Here is a 15,290-nt window from a genome sequence, read left to right on the forward strand (position 1 = left end):
AAATTGGACGGGAATTATAGACAAATTTTTTTATCTTGTCAAGTACTTTTCTTTAATCCTGGCTTAAATTTTGGAAATTTTTTGAGTTAGTAAATTTTAGTAATATTTTATAGAGATTTTTAGTAGAGAATATAGAGTTAATTATTAAAAATAAGAGTATAAACTCTTATTTTAATAATTCGTCAACTATTTTAATTAAATAGTCAGCTGAATTTTTTGCGCTTGATTTTAAAAATTCATCAAAATCAAAACCTGCATCCATATCAGCTGTATCTGATATCGCTCTTAATATAAAGAAAGGAATATTTAAAGCATCACATACAACTGCAACACTTGCCCCTTCCATTTCTAAAGCATCTGCATTAAATGTAGATTCAATAAAATTCTTTCTTTCTGTTGAATGAACAAATTGATCACCTGTAGCAATAGTACCTTCTATAACTTTTAGTCCATTATCCAAAGCTACCTTTTTGGCAACTTCATTTAACTCTTTACTTGTTTCAACAAATACTCCACCACCTGGTACATATCCATGAGGATGTCCAAAGGCAGTAATATCTAAATCATGTTGGCAAAGTTTATTAGCAATAATTAAATCACCAATTTTTAATTCAGGATTGATTCCACCTGCAACGCCAGAAAAAAGTAGAGTATCACATCCAAATTTTTCTATCATAGTCGTTGCTGTTAAACTAGCAAATACTTTTCCAATTTTTGAATATGCTATTACAATATCTAATCCATTATAAGATACTTCATAGTATTTATTATTTGCAAACTCTACAATATTTACATTATCAAAATGAGCTAATAGAGGTTCAATCTCCTCTTCCATAGCTCCCATAATTGCTAATTTATTCATTTATCTCTCCAATAACTTTTTCTAGTGAATCCATATCTGATACATTTGATGTTGGAACTTTTACTATTTTTCTATTTAAACCTTTTAATACCACACCATTACCAAATTCTATAAATAAATCTACTTTTGAAGCATATTTTTCAATTGATTGTTTATATTTAACAGGACTTGTAAGTTGTGAAGCTAATAATTCTATTGCTTCTTCTTTTGTTGTATATATATCAGTTGATACATTTGAAACAACTGGTAAGAATTCATCTTTTATAAATTCTTCTAAATATGGTCTTAAATTTTCAACTGCACTTGTTAAAAGTTCACAATGACTTGCTACACTCATATCAAGTACGATTGCTCTTTTTGCACCAGCTTCTGTAAAAGTATCAACTAATGATTCCAAATCAGACTTTATACCTGCAAGAACTAATTGTCCATCCATATTATAATTTGCTGGCCAAACTTTTTTGCCATTTTCTCTTTGTTCTTTACAAATAAGTTCAACTTTTGAATCTTCTAATCCAACTAAAGCCATCATTCCAGCATTTCCACCAGAACAAGCTTCATTCATAAAAAGTCCTCTTTTATGAACTAATTCAATAGCATCTAAATAATCAATCGCACCAGCTGCTACTAATGCTGAAAATTCACCAAGAGAGTGTCCTAATAAAAACTCTGGCTTAACAGCACATTTTTCTTTCAATAATTCACAAGCAATTGCTGAAACTAAAAGAATTGCTGGCTGTGTATATTCAGTTTTACTTAAATTTTCATTTTCTTCAAATAAAAGCTCTTCAAAATTTATCCCTAATCTATCACTTGCTTTTTTAATCATATCTTTTGCGATATCACTATTTTCAAAAAAATCTTTTCCCATACCAATTTTTTGACTTCCTTGACCTGGGAATATAAAAGCGACTCTCTTCATATATATTTTTCCTTATATCTTTTACTTAGTTTTAAAAGCATGTATTATACTATTTTATATTTGTTATAAAAATAAAATGCCCAGAAGCAGTCGTGCTTCTGGGCATTTATAAAGTTTTTTAAAGTGTCGTTAAGACTAATGGCTACAACCACAACCACCGTGTGAATGAGTTTGTTGTTTTGGCTCACTTGAACAACAACCACCCTCACTAGAACCGTGGTCATGACTATGACCACCTCCACAACAACCACCCATAGCAGCCATTCCACCAACAACACCTGTTTGAATCTCTTCTTCAGTTGCTGCTCTTGAACTTAAAATTGCAACAGAAAACATTAAAGTTTTTCCAGCCATTGGATGGTTATAATCTATTGTAACTTCACTATCAGTAAAACCTGTAACTGTAACTTGTACTGTTTCACCTTGCTCACCAGTACCATAAAGACTCATACCTTCTTTTAAGTCAATACCAGCAAATTGCTCTTTTGGTAATGTTTGAACAGCTTCAGGATTTAATTCACCATACGCATCTTTTGGTTCAACCATAACGTCAGCTTCTTCATTTATAGCCATTTCAACTAATTTTGACTCTAATCCTGGAATTATTTGACCTTTACCAGATACAAACTCTAATGGTGCTTGACCAACATTTGAATCTAAATGCTCACCAGTGTTAGCATCTTTTAGAGTATATTCTATTCCTATAACTTTTGACATATTTTTCCTTTTTTAATTTAATTTAGATAGATTTTTATCAGCACTTTTTGCTTCTTTTGAGTCTGGATAAACAGTCATCAAAGTTTCATAAAAAGAAGCTGCATTTTTAAAATCACCAGATTTTTCAAATGATATTGCACTATGAAGTAATAATTTAGGCATCCACGAAGCTTTATCATATAATAAAGCCGATTTTTTAAAATAGGCTATTGCCTTATCATACTCTTTTCTATAGTACCAAATCTCGCCCAGATAATAATTAGATTCAGCAGGTTTATAATTTTCTGAAATCAATTTTTCAAACAAAGGTATAGCCTTTGTAAAATAATCAATTTTGAAAAGTCTTTTTGCCTCTTCAAGAATTACAGACTTATCATCACTAGATACAACATTTTCCGAATTATCACTTTTTACACTTATTTCAGGTTGAGTTTTTACGTTACTTTTAATATTTAAGCTTTTTTTCAATGCTTCAAACTCTTTTACAGTAACAAACTGACTCATATTTTTTTTAAAATCTTTTTCTGATATATAATTTGAATCTATAGTATTTATTTTATCTGTTAATTTTTTTACAGCTAATTTTAAATTGTCTAAATTTTGTTGATTTTCATCAGCAATCTTTTTTTGCAATGCAATAATTTGATCTACTGATTTTTTTAACTCTTTTACATCTTCACTATTTTTATCAGTTAAATTTTGATTTGATTCAAAATCATTTAAAAGTTTTGTTAAGGTTAAAACTGCACCATTTAATTTTTGGGAATCACCCTCATAAATTGACTCTAATCCATCAATTCTTTCACTTAATGAATCAATTGTTGATTTTACTGTTTTAACTTTAGTATCTATAGAACCTAATTCATTTTTATTTTTTAATATACGTTCTTCTGTTTTTGTAAGTCCATATGGATTGGGAGAATCTAAATTACCAGCACCAAAAACAGATACCTCTTCGGCAAATGTTAATGTGCTAGTTAATAAAATACTTATAAAATATTTATTCATATATTATGGAAGTGGCTTATATTCTGCTCTTCTATTTTTTGTCCAACATTCACTTGTTTTGTCTGAACAAACAGGATTACTCTCTCCAAAACTTACAATAGAAATTGTATTTGAAGTAATACCATCAGAAATTAAAGCATCTTTTACAACTTTTGCTCTTTTTAAACCTAACGCATAATTATACTCGTCTGTTCCCCATTCGTCACAGTTACCTTCAACTTTTACACTTCCAGTTAAACCTTTTAGTTTTGCAGCATTTTCAGAAGCAACTTTTCTTTGATCTTCGCTCAAATTAAATTTATCAAATGCAAAATATATAGATTGAATGAATACTTTTTTTCCATTAACTATAAAATAGTTACCTTTTCCATCTGCTGCCATATTATCAGCTTCAATAGCACTATTATTTGAAGTTTCAACAGTATTTAATGCTGATTCAGAATTTGTTGGAGTTGATTGTTCCATCTCAACAGTTTTTTGACTACATCCCGTAAATAATAATGTAGCTGTAATAAAAGCTAGTAAACCATACTTTTTCATTAATTTTTCCTTATTGTGATTTGATAAATTTTACTCAAACAAAACTTAACTCATTATTATAAAATAATAATTTACCAATCAATTGATTGTAATTTACCACTAATTAAAGGGAATAAAAATGATTTATTATAATTTAACCTTATTATTCCAACACTACTTTTGCCTCTATAATTTTTAATAAATAGAACAGATTCTCCATCATTTGAAAATTTAGGAAATTGATTTACACCATTTGTTGTTAATCTCCTAATAAAATCGCTTTTTAATGATATTAAATATAAGTTAAAAGTATTTTCTGAAAATTCATTTCCACTTTCTCTACTACTATAAACCACATAATTATCAAATGTTGTTGCTGAAGAGTTATTGTTTCCATGATAAACTAATCTTTCAACTCCTCTTCCATTTATTTTTTTTGAAAAAATATTTGGATTTTTCAGTCTATCTGATACAAAAACAATTTTTGAATCATTTTCAACAAAATGTCCACCAACATCTATACCCTTATAATTTGTTAATTTCACTTTTCTTTTATTCAAAATATCATACATATAAATATCAGGCTGACCTTCAGGAGAAGCAGTAACTAAAAGTTTTGTACCATCTTTACTTACATCAGAACAAACAACCATTCCTTCTGATTTCATTACTTTTTCTACTTTTCTAGTATATAAATTATATTTAATTAATTCAGGTACAAAACCTTTATATGATGTATAATAAAAACTATCTTGTTTGCTATTAGCCCATTTAGGAAAAATATTTAGTCCACCACTAATAATAGTTTTTTGATATGTTAAAGTATAATCACCAATTACAATATTTGCTTTTTTAGCATCTTTATAAACTGAAAAAATTACAAATTTATCCATCCAATCGATTGCTGGTGCATTTAAATACTTATTAATAGTAATTGCAGTTCTATGTGCAACAAATGGATATCTATCTAATTGAGAAGATGAAATATTTTTCTCTAATATCAATTTCATTATATTGTTATCATAAAGTTTTATATTTAAATTTAATCCACCAAAACCACTATCTAAAATAGATAAATTTAAAAATAAATCTACACCTCTTTTTTTCAAAGCTAACATATTTGGATTGCTTGAAAAATTAAAATTCTCATTACTAGAAGAAGCTTGAAAATGACCACTAACTAATAAATCTTCAACTATCATTTTTTTTATTTTATTTGCATAAACTAAATTTTTAGTATCACTTGCAACAGCAATTTCAATTTTTGGCAAATTATCTGACTTTTTTATAATCTCCATTGTTGCATCAACTGCAAGTAAATTAGTACAAATGAATATAAATAATAAAAATATTTTTTTCATAATTATCCCTCCGATTTAAATATTACTTCTATTTTTGTTTCAGAACCTTTATCATGTTCTGGGTATATAATATTAACTTGTTCATTTAAAAAAGAGGTTAAAGATTTATCAAAAACTTCATTTCCAGAATATTTTAAAAACTTATAATCAAATTTGCCATCATTTGTAATTATCACTAACACTTTTGCAAATAAATCATCACCAACCGTCATGGGATTCCATCTTTGTGCCAAAAGCTCATATATTTTTGAATAATATGGATCAATAGAATTTTTTGACTCATTACTAGGTAGAACAGAAGATTTTGATTTAACATTATTTAATAAAGAATTAACAGAGAGTTTTTCAGTTTTCCTTTGTTTTTCAAATTTTGCTTTAAATCTACTTGCAACTTCAGATTTAACAACGTTATTGACACTATTTTCTATAATATTTTCACTTGTATCTTTAACATTTGCAAAAAGAGATTTAACACTATTTTGTTGTTTTGCACTAATTGATTTTGATTTATCAACTACGTCTTCAATAGTTTTTTTTTCTTCTACTTTAGTATTTTTATTGACTACTTTACTCTTTTCATCAACTATAATACTTAATTCAATTGTAGTTGTTTTATTAAAAGCATCAAATTTTTTGACATCAGAAGTTTTTAAATATAAAAAAAATAAAAAAATTATAAAAAAATATGTAGATAAAGCTATAAATAAACTAGTTTGTTTTGAAATTGAATTTGTGAAAAACATGTTTATCCATCAGTTATTAAAGATACTTTAAAAAAACCAGCTTCTTTAACAGTTTTTAAAACGAAAATAACATCATCATAAATTAGTCGTTTATCAGCTCGAATGTGAATTGGAGTATCTTTATTTTTATCATTAGAAAAAAGGATAAAACTATCTGCAAAATTTTTCAATTCATATTTATTTTTGCCAATCATAATTTTTCTATCATTTGATATTAGTATTGAAATTTTTTTTACATCTTGAATTTGTTGAGATTTACTTCCATTTGGTAAATTAACAGGTTCTTCAAACTCTATAACAGGAGCAGTAACCATTAAAATTGCCAATAATACTAACATAATATCAACCAATGGAGTAATATTTAAATCTGGCTTTTGATTAAAATCATACATAACTTTTACGCCTTAGCAATCAGAATTTCAGATTGGGCCTTTAAATATGTATTTAATTCATAAACTTTTCTTGTAAGTATTTGATGAAATGTATATGCAAAAATTGCTACAAAAATACCTGCTGCAGTTGCTACAAGTGCTTCTGAAATAGCAGGTGCAATTATTGAAAATCCAACCTTTGAATGAGTAGAAAATTTTGCAAATGATTCTAAAATTCCAACAACTGTTCCAAATAAACCTATAAATGGAGAAGTAGAAGATACTATAGATAACCATGACAAACCATCACTGGCATCTTTAATAATTGAAATTTCACAAGCATGTAATAATGATTTAGATCTAGATGTTTTAGCACATCTACTTAAACCTGATAATGGACTTAGCATTGATTCTCTTGATGTAAGAGTCTCTAAAGATTTTCTCTCATTAGTAATTAATGAAGAAACTTGACTATTTTTATATATGAAAAGCCAAAATATAAGAACAAAATAAACAGATAGCAGAGCTAATACAACAAGTGTAATAGCGCTACTATTTGTAAAATAATTTAAAATTAAATCAATCATATTTTTCTTAACTAAATGAGTTGATTTTTGCTTCTACTGCTGCAATTGATACATTTGCATCAGAAACTGAATTAACAAGTTCTTTAGCTGCATCAATAGCCTTAGCAATATCAGAGTCTCCACCCTGAGTAAGTGCAACAGCACCATCAGCTAAAACATCAACAGAAGTCTCGCTAACATTAACATGACCCCAGTTTATTGCTACTGCCTCAGTTGTATTCTCTTTTTCTATTACAATTACACCAACTGTTAATAAAGATACCAAAGATGAGTGACCTGGTAATACTCCAAACTCTCCCTCTTTTCCAGGAAGAGTTACAGTTTTAACGTCACCATCAAAAATTGGTCCATTTGGTGTAACTATTGATAATCTTAGTGTATCCATAAATTTACCTTAATGGTTTTATTTCATATTCTCAGCTTTAGCTAGAACTTCATCAATTCCACCAACCATATAGAATGCCATTTCTGGAATACTATCATATTTACCTTCTAAGATACCTTGGAAACCAGCAATTGTATCTTTTAACTCAACATATTTACCTGGGCTTCCAGTAAATACTTCAGCAACGAAGAATGGTTGAGATAGGAATCTTTCAATTTTTCTAGCTCTAGCAACTACAAGTTTGTCTTGCTCTGATAACTCATCCATACCAAGAATTGCAATAATATCTTGTAAATCTTTATATTTTTGTAATACAGATTGAACACCTCTTGCAACATCATAATGCTCTTGTCCTAAAATATCTGCACTTAAGATTCTTGAAGATGAATCTAGTGGATCAACTGCAGGGTAAATACCTTTTTCTGCAATTTTTCTGTTAAGTACTGTAGTAGCATCTAAGTGTGCAAAAACAGAAGCAGGAGCTGGATCTGTTAAGTCATCCGCAGGTACATATACCGCTTGAACAGAAGTAATAGAACCTTTAGACGTAGAAGTAATTCTCTCTTGTAATTTACCCATTTCTGAAGCAAGTGTAGGCTGATATCCAACCGCAGATGGAATTCTTCCTAAAAGTGCTGACATCTCAGAACCTGATTGTGCAAATCTAAAGATGTTATCAACGAACATAAGTACGTCAAGACCTTTTTCATCTCTAAAATATTCAGCCATAGTAAGACCTGTTAATGCAATTCTATTTCTTGCACCTGGAGGCTCAGACATTTGACCATAACATAAAGCAACTTTATCAAGTACGTTAGAATCTTTCATCTCATGATAAAGGTCATTTCCTTCTCTTGTTCTTTCACCAACACCAGCAAATACTGAATATCCTGAGTGTTTAAATGCAACGTTATGGATTAATTCCATAATAATAACTGTTTTACCAACACCAGCACCACCGAATAGTCCAACTTTACCACCTTTTGAATATGGTGCTAAAAGGTCAACAACTTTGATACCTGTTTCAAACATTTCAGTTTTTGTTGATTGCTCTTCAAAAGAAGGAGCAGCTCTGTGAATTGACCATCTTGGAGTTTCTGCAGGAATTGCTTCACCTTCATCAACTGGATCACCAATTACGTTAAAAATTCTTCCTAATACTGCTTCACCAACTGGAACTTGGATAGGTCCACCTTGTGCAACACACTCTTGTCCTCTTGTTAATCCTTCTGTCATGTCCATAGCAATAGTTCTAACTCTACTATCACCAATATGTGCAGCAACTTCTAGTATTAATCTGTCAGCTTTAGCGTCAGTTAATGTAACTTGAATTGCTTCATTAATTTCTGGTAAGTATCCGTCGAACTCTACGTCAACAACTGGACCCATTACCTGAACAATTTTACCTTTCATACGGGCAGCTCCTTTAAATTATTTTAATGCTTCAACACCACTGATAATTTCTATCAGCTCTGTTGTAATTGCAGCTTGTCTAGCTTTATTATACTCAACTGTTAAACTATCAACTTTCTCTTTTGCATTCTTAGTTGCAGCTTCCATAGCTTGCATTCTAGCACTATGTTCAGCAGCTAAAGAATCAATTAAAGAATAATACATATTAAATTGTATATATTTTTCAGTTAATCCATCTAACACTTCTTCATCATCATCAGGCTCAATATTAAGCATTGATGACTCATTTTTCAACTCAACGTTTTCTAAACTAATTGGTAAAATTTCTTTAACTCTTAACTCTTGAGTTAACATGTTAAGAAACCCGTTGTAAATTAAAATTACTTTATCAGTAACTCCATTTTGAAAATCATTTACAACTTCTTGAATAAAATCTGAAGCTCTATTATAATCAGGTGCAGAAGATAAATCGCTAACTTTTTGTGCTAATTTTTCACCTTGGAAAGTAAAATAATCAACACCTTTTCTTCCAGCAACTCTTAATCTTACAGTTACACCTTCAGCTTTGTATTTATTCATAGCATTCATTACAGCTTTTATAGTAGCCATATTGAATCCACCACAAAGACCTTTGTCAGCAGTAACAAAAACAATATCTACTGTTTTTGGATTTTCATTTTGAATAAATGCTCTATTGTGCATCCCATCATCTTGAACTTTGCTAACTCTGTGCGCAATCTCAGAAAGAACTTGATTAATCTTCTCTGCATAACTTTTAGCTTGTTCAGACAATTGTCTAGTACGAGTTAGTTTTGCAGAAGAAACAAGTTTCATAGCTTTTGTAGTCTTCTGAGTATTTTTAACACTTCCAATTTTTAATTTAATCTCTTTTAAGTTAGCCATTGACTAATCCTTATTTTGCACTAAAAACAGTTTTAAACTCTTCTAACGCAGATTTTAAATTATCTTCAGTATCTTCGTCTAATTTTTTCTTAGATTTAATATCGTCTAAGATATTTGAGTATTTTTGCTCAATAAATGCATGTAATTCATTTTCAAATCTAACAACATCAGAAACAGCAATATCATTTAAATATCCCTTAGTTCCAGCATAAATAATAACAACTTGTTTCTCAATTACTAAAGGTTTATTAACACCTTGTTTTAATACTTCAACCATTCTTTGACCAAGTTCAAGTTCTCTTCTTGTACTTTCGTCAAGATCAGATGCAAATTGAGCAAACGCTTCAAGCTCTCTATATTGAGCAAGAGATAATTTTAAAGTACCAGCAACTTGTTTAGTAGCTTTAATTTGTGCAGCTCCACCAACTCTTGATACTGAAAGTCCTACGTTAATCGCAGGTCTAATTCCTGAGTTGAAAAGGTTAGTTTCTAAGAAAATTTGACCATCTGTAATAGAAATAACATTTGTTGGAATATATGCAGCAACATCTCCCGCTTGTGTTTCAATGATTGGTAAAGCAGTCATAGACCCAGCACCTTTTTCATCACACATTTTTGCAGCTCTTTCTAGTAATCTTGAGTGTAGATAGAATACATCCCCTGGATATGCTTCTCTACCTGGAGGTCTTCTTAAGATTAATGACATTTCTCTATATGCAACTGCATGTTTAGATAAATCATCATACACGATTAGTGCATGTTTACCATTATCTCTAAAGTATTCACCAATTGTAACACCTGTATATGGTGCTAAGAATTGTAATGCAGATGAATCAGAAGCACCAGCATTAACAACAATTGTATAATCCATAGCACCAGACTCTTCTAATGTTCTAACAACTGAAGCAACTGAAGAAGCTTTTTGACCAATTGCAACATAAATACAAATTACATCTTCACCCTTTTGGTTAAGGATTGTATCAATAGCAACAGTAGTTTTACCAGTTTGTCTATCTCCAATAATAAGCTCTCTTTGCCCTCTTCCGATTGGAACAAGTGCATCAATAGCTTTAATACCTGTTTGTAATGGTTCATGAACTGATTTTCTAGCCATGATTCCAGGTGCTTTTTCTTCAACAAATCTATGTTCTGCTGCTTCAATTGCACCTTTTCCATCTAGTGGTTCACCAAGTGCATTAACAACTCTTCCAACCATAGCATCACCAACTGGTGTTTCTAATAGTTTTCCAACTCTTTTACAAGTAGAACCTTCTCTTAATCCATTTCCAGATCCAAGAACAACAACACCAACTGAAGACTCTTCAAGGTTAGAAGCTAATCCTCTTTCACCATTTTCAAATTCTACAATCTCACCAGCCATAACGTTTTTAAGACCGTAAACTTGAGCAATACCATCAGCATAAGAGATGATTTTACCAGTCTCATTTACATCTACATTTAATTCAAAGTTATCAATTCTTTCTTTGATGATCGAACTGATTTCATCAGCTTGAATTTTTGCACCCATTCAATTTCTCCTTTATAAGTTCTAAACTGCTTTTAAAATATGATTTATCATTTGTGATTTAAGTCTATCTTTTGAGAAACTAATCTCAACTCCAAGTCCATCAATATCAACTTTAATACCATCATAATCACATACATTTTGAGTTAAAGTTAATTTAACATCAAATTTCTTACTAAATTGCTCTGCAATAGAGTTAATATATTGATCAGATAAAGCATTGTTTGTATAAACAATACCTTCATAAGAATTTTCCATTGCACCAATATTAGCTTTTAATTCAGCAACAATAAATGGAATTATTTCTAATCTTTTTTTACTACCTAATAACTTAACTAAATTTTTAGAAGTATCAGACATATTATCAACTAATGAAATTATTAAGTCTACTTTTTGAGACGCTTTTACTTCAATAGAAGATATGATAGAGATAAACTTATCATCAGCAAATGCTTTTGAAATTTCACTTAATTCATTACAAATTGAAGTTGCAGCAGCTACATCTTTACCATCTAATAATGCTTTAACGTATCTTTTTGCAATTAAATCATTCATTACGCCACCTTCTTAAGTACAATATTTGCTAATTCATCTTGAGATAAAGAAATATTGTCTGATTTTAGTAGCTCTTCTAGAATTTCCTCAACAATTTGTCGTTGTACTTTTCTAGTTTCAACTTCAATTCTATCATCAAAGTTTCTGTTTAATTGAGCAATTTCATTGTCAACTGCATTTGCAACTTTTTGTTTTAATGCAGCTACTTCAGATTTTGCAAGTTCAACAGTCTCTGCAGCTAATTTTTTTGCATTTTCTAATTTAGCAGCAGCTTCATCTACTTTAGCTTGAGAAGCTTTTAAAGTATCTTGTACTTTATCTAATTCAGCTTGAATTTCTAAAGTTCTATTTGCAAAAAAAGCTTTAATTTTATCAGCTAATAAATACCATAAAATTCCAGCAAAAATTACAAAGTTAACGGTTCTTTGAATAATATCAGTTTCCGCACCTTCACTATTAGCAAACAACGCTACAGGAGCTAAAGCTAATAAAGTTAATAATAGTAATTTTTTCACTTTTTCTCCCTTATATTGAGCTTAATTTAGCTTTTAAGCTCTCATTAAATTGAGGCATTGAAGCAATTAACGTATCTTTTAAAGCTTTTGAATCATTTTCTAAAGAAACTTTAAAATCAGCATATTTTGTTTCAATTTCTGATTTTGCAGCTTCTAATTTAGAATCAGCAACTTTTTTAGCTTCGCTTAAAGCTTCCTCTCTAATTACAGCAGCTTCTTTTTTAGCCTTTGCAATAACATCATTTGCTTCAGCCAGCATTCCATCTACATCAGCTGTGTTTGATTTTGCATTCTCTAAATCATTTTTAATAGATTTTGCTCTTTCATCCATATGCTTTAGTAGAGGTGTAAATAGACAACTGTTTAGTCTGGCAAGTACTAACAAGAAAATAATACCAGAGCTAAGCAACAATACAGGACTTATGTCTAACATTCATTCCTCCATATTTTTTACAGTTTAGTTTGACTAAAACTGATAAATTCTAGCGAATTATTATATAAAAATATATTAAATGAGGAAAATTGTTAAACAAATTTTATAAAGTGTTACGAAAGTAATTAGATATCTTTTCAATATCCTCTTGAGATTTAATTTCTATCTTAAAGCAATTCTTTTCTAATTTAACTTTTAGATTATTTTTTGATAGTTCATCAACAACACTATTAAGTGGATTTAAATCATATGATTTATGTGTTGTTTTACTTTTTATTGGAGTTTTAACTTCAGGAGTTTTAATATCCTTAATTAATTGTTCAGTTTCTCTTACAGATAGTTTTTGACCAATGATACTATCCGTAACTCTTCTTTGAGTTTCTTCATCAAGTCCTACCATAATTTTTGCATGGCCAGCAGTAATTTTCTCATTTGCTAACATTTGTTGAACATATGAGCAAAGTTGTAACAGTCTTAATGTATTTGTAATTGAAGTTCTACTTTTAAATACTTTACTTGAAAGTTCTTCATGTGTCAATGAGTGTTCGTTTATTAATTGTGCATAAGAGTATGCTAATTCAATAATATTTAAATCATCCCTTTGAATATTTTCAATAAGAGCAATTTCTCTTAATTTTGAATCTTCAATATCTAAAATATTAGCTTTTATTTTATCTATGTTGGCTAATTTATGAGCTCTAAGTCTTCTTTCTCCAGCGATTAAAATGTACTCACCTTGTACATTTGATTCAATTACACTAATTGGCTGAATTAAACCATGTTCTTTTATTGAATCACTTAATTCTTTTAACTTTTCTTCATCAAATATTTTTCTAGGCTGTGCTGGATTTGGCTTAATACAATTTACATCTAAATATATATCTAAACCACTTCTAGAAGAAGTGTTATTACTCTCATATGCAGATTCTACTTCACCTAATAATTCACCTAAACCTCTACCTAATGCTGCCTTTGCCATTTATTATCCTGCTATTGCTTTTGCTAAATTTGTATATGCTTTTGTACCAATTGCTGTTGCATCATATAACATAATTGGTTTACCAAAACTTGGACTTTCTGCTAGTTTAATATTTCTTGGAATCACTACATATGAGCTACCATCGATTTTAAATAATTTACTTTCAAAATGTTGTGCCAAATCTGCAAATACTTGTTTTGCTAAGTTATTTTGTGCACTATACATAGTTGGAAGGAATCCTCTAATTTGTAATTGTCTATTAATAGTTTGTTTAACTAGCTTTATAGTATTTAACAACTGTGCTAATCCTTCAAGGGCAAAAAATTCACATTGAATAGGAATTAATACTGAGTTTGAAGCACTTAAAGTGTTAATAGTAATTGGTCCAAGTGCAGGTGGCGAATCAATTATTACATAATCAAAATCTTTTTTTATAGGATCAATTTTTCTTTTTAAAATTAGTTCTCTATCTTTTGTATTTTTATAAAACTCTTTTTCAATACCAACTAATCCAATATTTGATGGAGCTACTTTTAAATTTTCAATTTCAGAGTCTAATATAATCTCATTAAGTTCTTTTGTTCCAAGCATAACATGATATATATTGTATTCATAAGTATCCCTATGAAATCCTAAACTTGTAGTTGCATTTGCTTGTGGGTCTGCATCTATTAATAATACTTTCTTACCTTGTAAGGCCAAAGCTGCACTTAAATTTACAGCTGTAGTCGTTTTACCAACTCCACCTTTTTGATTTGCTATTGTTATTACTTCTGCCATCATCTTAGACTAAAAACCTTCTCATTATTAATATTTATAGAACCATCACTATTTAACTGTGCATTGATTAAGGGTGTTTTTTTATTGTTTATTGTTGCGTATAAATTTTTACTTCTATCGAATTCTACCACATATTCTTTTAAAATATCCTCCCATAAAATCTTTTTTTCAATATTTTGAAAATATAATTTAAATAATTTTTTTATATCGATTTGAATATCTAACTTCGAGAACTCATTACTAACACTAATTAAATTTAAACCAATACCACAATAAATCAAACCATTTGACACAGAAGTTATAGTTCCTCCTATTTTGTGATTACCAATGTAAAAATCATTTGGCCATTTTAACCAAACTTTGGAACCTAATTCTTTTAAAATATCTTTTAATATATAAGAAAAATAAATAGATGTACTTTGTATTTGTAAGTCATTTGGTAAGTCATTTTGTCTAATTACAAAAGAAAAAAATAAATTACCTTTTTTCCCAATCCAAGAATTTCCCCTACTTCCTATACCTGAAGTTTGTTCTTGTGTTACAATACATAAATTGTTGGTAAAACCATTTTCTTTAATATAATTTTTTAAGTAAGTATGTGTTGAATCAACATTTTCTAAATATCTAATTTCCATAAAAAGATTATACTAAATAATTTTTCAAGTTCATATTAATAAAGATATATATATAATATTTGCTTTTTATATGGAGA

At 29.2% G+C, this 15,290-nt stretch carries 19 protein-coding genes; all 19 read right to left on the reverse strand.

Annotated features, from left to right (window positions below; translation table 11 throughout):
• Positions 1-166 precede the first annotated feature (166 nt).
• Positions 167-862 carry a 5'-methylthioadenosine/adenosylhomocysteine nucleosidase gene (locus ACQY5W_RS05635; protein ID WP_428023978.1) on the reverse strand — a complete coding sequence of 232 codons (696 nt, stop codon included), beginning with the start codon at positions 860-862 and terminating at the stop codon, positions 167-169.
• On the reverse strand, positions 855-1,784 hold the full coding sequence (gene fabD / locus ACQY5W_RS05640; RefSeq protein WP_428023979.1) for an ACP S-malonyltransferase: 930 nt from the start codon (positions 1,782-1,784) through the stop codon (positions 855-857). The genes ACQY5W_RS05635 and fabD overlap by 8 nt, the downstream gene beginning before the upstream one ends.
• 135 nt (positions 1,785-1,919) lie before the next feature.
• Complete coding sequence (locus tag ACQY5W_RS05645; RefSeq protein WP_428023980.1) at positions 1,920-2,501, reverse strand: FKBP-type peptidyl-prolyl cis-trans isomerase; 582 nt, start codon at positions 2,499-2,501, stop codon at positions 1,920-1,922.
• A gap of 12 nt (positions 2,502-2,513) precedes the next feature.
• On the reverse strand, positions 2,514-3,509 hold the full coding sequence (locus ACQY5W_RS05650) for a tetratricopeptide repeat protein (RefSeq protein ID WP_428023981.1): 996 nt from the start codon (positions 3,507-3,509) through the stop codon (positions 2,514-2,516).
• Positions 3,510-3,512: 3 nt separating this feature from the next.
• Positions 3,513-4,049 (reverse strand): OmpA family protein, encoded by a 537-nt coding sequence (locus tag ACQY5W_RS05655; RefSeq protein ID WP_428023982.1) that lies wholly within the window; start codon positions 4,047-4,049, stop codon positions 3,513-3,515.
• Between the two features lie 71 nt (positions 4,050-4,120).
• A complete protein-coding gene (gene tolB, locus ACQY5W_RS05660; RefSeq protein ID WP_428023983.1) occupies positions 4,121-5,389 on the reverse strand; it encodes a Tol-Pal system protein TolB in 1,269 nt (422 codons plus the stop codon).
• Positions 5,390-5,391: 2 nt separating this feature from the next.
• A complete protein-coding gene (locus tag ACQY5W_RS05665; RefSeq protein WP_428023984.1) occupies positions 5,392-6,132 on the reverse strand; it encodes an energy transducer TonB in 741 nt (246 codons plus the stop codon).
• 2 nt (positions 6,133-6,134) lie between these two features.
• Positions 6,135-6,524: a biopolymer transporter ExbD gene (locus tag ACQY5W_RS05670; protein WP_428023985.1), complete on the reverse strand. Its 390-nt coding sequence runs from the start codon at positions 6,522-6,524 to the stop codon at positions 6,135-6,137.
• A 5-nt stretch (positions 6,525-6,529) separates the two neighbouring features.
• Positions 6,530-7,090 carry a MotA/TolQ/ExbB proton channel family protein gene (locus ACQY5W_RS05675; RefSeq protein ID WP_428023986.1) on the reverse strand — a complete coding sequence of 187 codons (561 nt, stop codon included), beginning with the start codon at positions 7,088-7,090 and terminating at the stop codon, positions 6,530-6,532.
• Between the two features lie 7 nt (positions 7,091-7,097).
• A complete protein-coding gene (gene atpC, locus ACQY5W_RS05680; protein WP_428023987.1) occupies positions 7,098-7,475 on the reverse strand; it encodes an ATP synthase F1 subunit epsilon in 378 nt (125 codons plus the stop codon).
• An 18-nt stretch (positions 7,476-7,493) separates the two neighbouring features.
• Positions 7,494-8,888: a F0F1 ATP synthase subunit beta gene (gene atpD, locus ACQY5W_RS05685; protein ID WP_428023988.1), complete on the reverse strand. Its 1,395-nt coding sequence runs from the start codon at positions 8,886-8,888 to the stop codon at positions 7,494-7,496.
• Between the two features lie 18 nt (positions 8,889-8,906).
• Positions 8,907-9,791 carry an ATP synthase F1 subunit gamma gene (atpG, locus tag ACQY5W_RS05690; protein ID WP_428023989.1) on the reverse strand — a complete coding sequence of 295 codons (885 nt, stop codon included), beginning with the start codon at positions 9,789-9,791 and terminating at the stop codon, positions 8,907-8,909.
• A gap of 10 nt (positions 9,792-9,801) precedes the next feature.
• Positions 9,802-11,319 carry a F0F1 ATP synthase subunit alpha gene (atpA, locus tag ACQY5W_RS05695; protein ID WP_428023990.1) on the reverse strand — a complete coding sequence of 506 codons (1,518 nt, stop codon included), beginning with the start codon at positions 11,317-11,319 and terminating at the stop codon, positions 9,802-9,804.
• A 21-nt stretch (positions 11,320-11,340) separates the two neighbouring features.
• Positions 11,341-11,871, reverse strand: a complete 531-nt coding sequence (locus ACQY5W_RS05700; protein ID WP_428023991.1) for a F0F1 ATP synthase subunit delta — start codon at positions 11,869-11,871, stop codon at positions 11,341-11,343.
• On the reverse strand, positions 11,871-12,386 hold the full coding sequence (locus ACQY5W_RS05705; RefSeq protein ID WP_428023992.1) for a F0F1 ATP synthase subunit B: 516 nt from the start codon (positions 12,384-12,386) through the stop codon (positions 11,871-11,873). The genes ACQY5W_RS05700 and ACQY5W_RS05705 overlap by 1 nt, the downstream gene beginning before the upstream one ends.
• A 10-nt stretch (positions 12,387-12,396) precedes the next feature.
• A complete protein-coding gene (locus ACQY5W_RS05710; RefSeq protein WP_428023993.1) occupies positions 12,397-12,819 on the reverse strand; it encodes a FoF1 ATP synthase subunit B' in 423 nt (140 codons plus the stop codon).
• Between the two features lie 103 nt (positions 12,820-12,922).
• Positions 12,923-13,798: a ParB/RepB/Spo0J family partition protein gene (locus tag ACQY5W_RS05715; RefSeq protein WP_428023994.1), complete on the reverse strand. Its 876-nt coding sequence runs from the start codon at positions 13,796-13,798 to the stop codon at positions 12,923-12,925.
• 3 nt (positions 13,799-13,801) lie between these two features.
• Positions 13,802-14,578, reverse strand: coding sequence for a ParA family protein (locus ACQY5W_RS05720; protein WP_428024144.1), 777 nt, complete (start codon positions 14,576-14,578; stop codon positions 13,802-13,804).
• Positions 14,578-15,213: a biotin--[acetyl-CoA-carboxylase] ligase gene (locus tag ACQY5W_RS05725; protein WP_428023995.1), complete on the reverse strand. Its 636-nt coding sequence runs from the start codon at positions 15,211-15,213 to the stop codon at positions 14,578-14,580. Before ACQY5W_RS05725 ends, ACQY5W_RS05720 begins: the two co-directional genes overlap by 1 nt.
• Positions 15,214-15,290 lie beyond the last annotated feature (77 nt).

Origin of the sequence: Arcobacter sp. (genome assembly GCF_050300555.1) — a bacterium.
In the GTDB taxonomy this organism is placed as follows: domain Bacteria; phylum Campylobacterota; class Campylobacteria; order Campylobacterales; family Arcobacteraceae; genus Arcobacter.

What these genes read in the sequence shown, in the direction of transcription:
- ACQY5W_RS05645 (WP_428023980.1), bottom strand. Translation starts at nt 2,501, where the DNA reads ATGTCAAAAGTTATAGGAATAGAATATACTCTAAAAGATGCTAACACT.
- ACQY5W_RS05710 (WP_428023993.1), bottom strand. Translation starts at nt 12,819, where the DNA reads ATGTTAGACATAAGTCCTGTATTGTTGCTTAGCTCTGGTATTATTTTC.
- ACQY5W_RS05725 (WP_428023995.1), bottom strand. Translation starts at nt 15,213, where the DNA reads ATGGAAATTAGATATTTAGAAAATGTTGATTCAACACATACTTACTTA.
- atpC (WP_428023987.1), bottom strand. Translation starts at nt 7,475, where the DNA reads ATGGATACACTAAGATTATCAATAGTTACACCAAATGGACCAATTTTT.
- tolB (WP_428023983.1), bottom strand. Translation starts at nt 5,389, where the DNA reads ATGAAAAAAATATTTTTATTATTTATATTCATTTGTACTAATTTACTT.
- ACQY5W_RS05700 (WP_428023991.1), bottom strand. Translation starts at nt 11,871, where the DNA reads ATGAATGATTTAATTGCAAAAAGATACGTTAAAGCATTATTAGATGGT.
- ACQY5W_RS05720 (WP_428024144.1), bottom strand. Translation starts at nt 14,578, where the DNA reads ATGGCAGAAGTAATAACAATAGCAAATCAAAAAGGTGGAGTTGGTAAA.
- ACQY5W_RS05675 (WP_428023986.1), bottom strand. Translation starts at nt 7,090, where the DNA reads ATGATTGATTTAATTTTAAATTATTTTACAAATAGTAGCGCTATTACA.
- ACQY5W_RS05670 (WP_428023985.1), bottom strand. Translation starts at nt 6,524, where the DNA reads ATGTATGATTTTAATCAAAAGCCAGATTTAAATATTACTCCATTGGTT.
- atpG (WP_428023989.1), bottom strand. Translation starts at nt 9,791, where the DNA reads ATGGCTAACTTAAAAGAGATTAAATTAAAAATTGGAAGTGTTAAAAAT.
- ACQY5W_RS05635 (WP_428023978.1), bottom strand. Translation starts at nt 862, where the DNA reads ATGAATAAATTAGCAATTATGGGAGCTATGGAAGAGGAGATTGAACCT.
- atpA (WP_428023990.1), bottom strand. Translation starts at nt 11,319, where the DNA reads ATGGGTGCAAAAATTCAAGCTGATGAAATCAGTTCGATCATCAAAGAA.
- ACQY5W_RS05650 (WP_428023981.1), bottom strand. Translation starts at nt 3,509, where the DNA reads ATGAATAAATATTTTATAAGTATTTTATTAACTAGCACATTAACATTT.
- atpD (WP_428023988.1), bottom strand. Translation starts at nt 8,888, where the DNA reads ATGAAAGGTAAAATTGTTCAGGTAATGGGTCCAGTTGTTGACGTAGAG.
- ACQY5W_RS05655 (WP_428023982.1), bottom strand. Translation starts at nt 4,049, where the DNA reads ATGAAAAAGTATGGTTTACTAGCTTTTATTACAGCTACATTATTATTT.
- ACQY5W_RS05665 (WP_428023984.1), bottom strand. Translation starts at nt 6,132, where the DNA reads ATGTTTTTCACAAATTCAATTTCAAAACAAACTAGTTTATTTATAGCT.
- fabD (WP_428023979.1), bottom strand. Translation starts at nt 1,784, where the DNA reads ATGAAGAGAGTCGCTTTTATATTCCCAGGTCAAGGAAGTCAAAAAATT.
- ACQY5W_RS05715 (WP_428023994.1), bottom strand. Translation starts at nt 13,798, where the DNA reads ATGGCAAAGGCAGCATTAGGTAGAGGTTTAGGTGAATTATTAGGTGAA.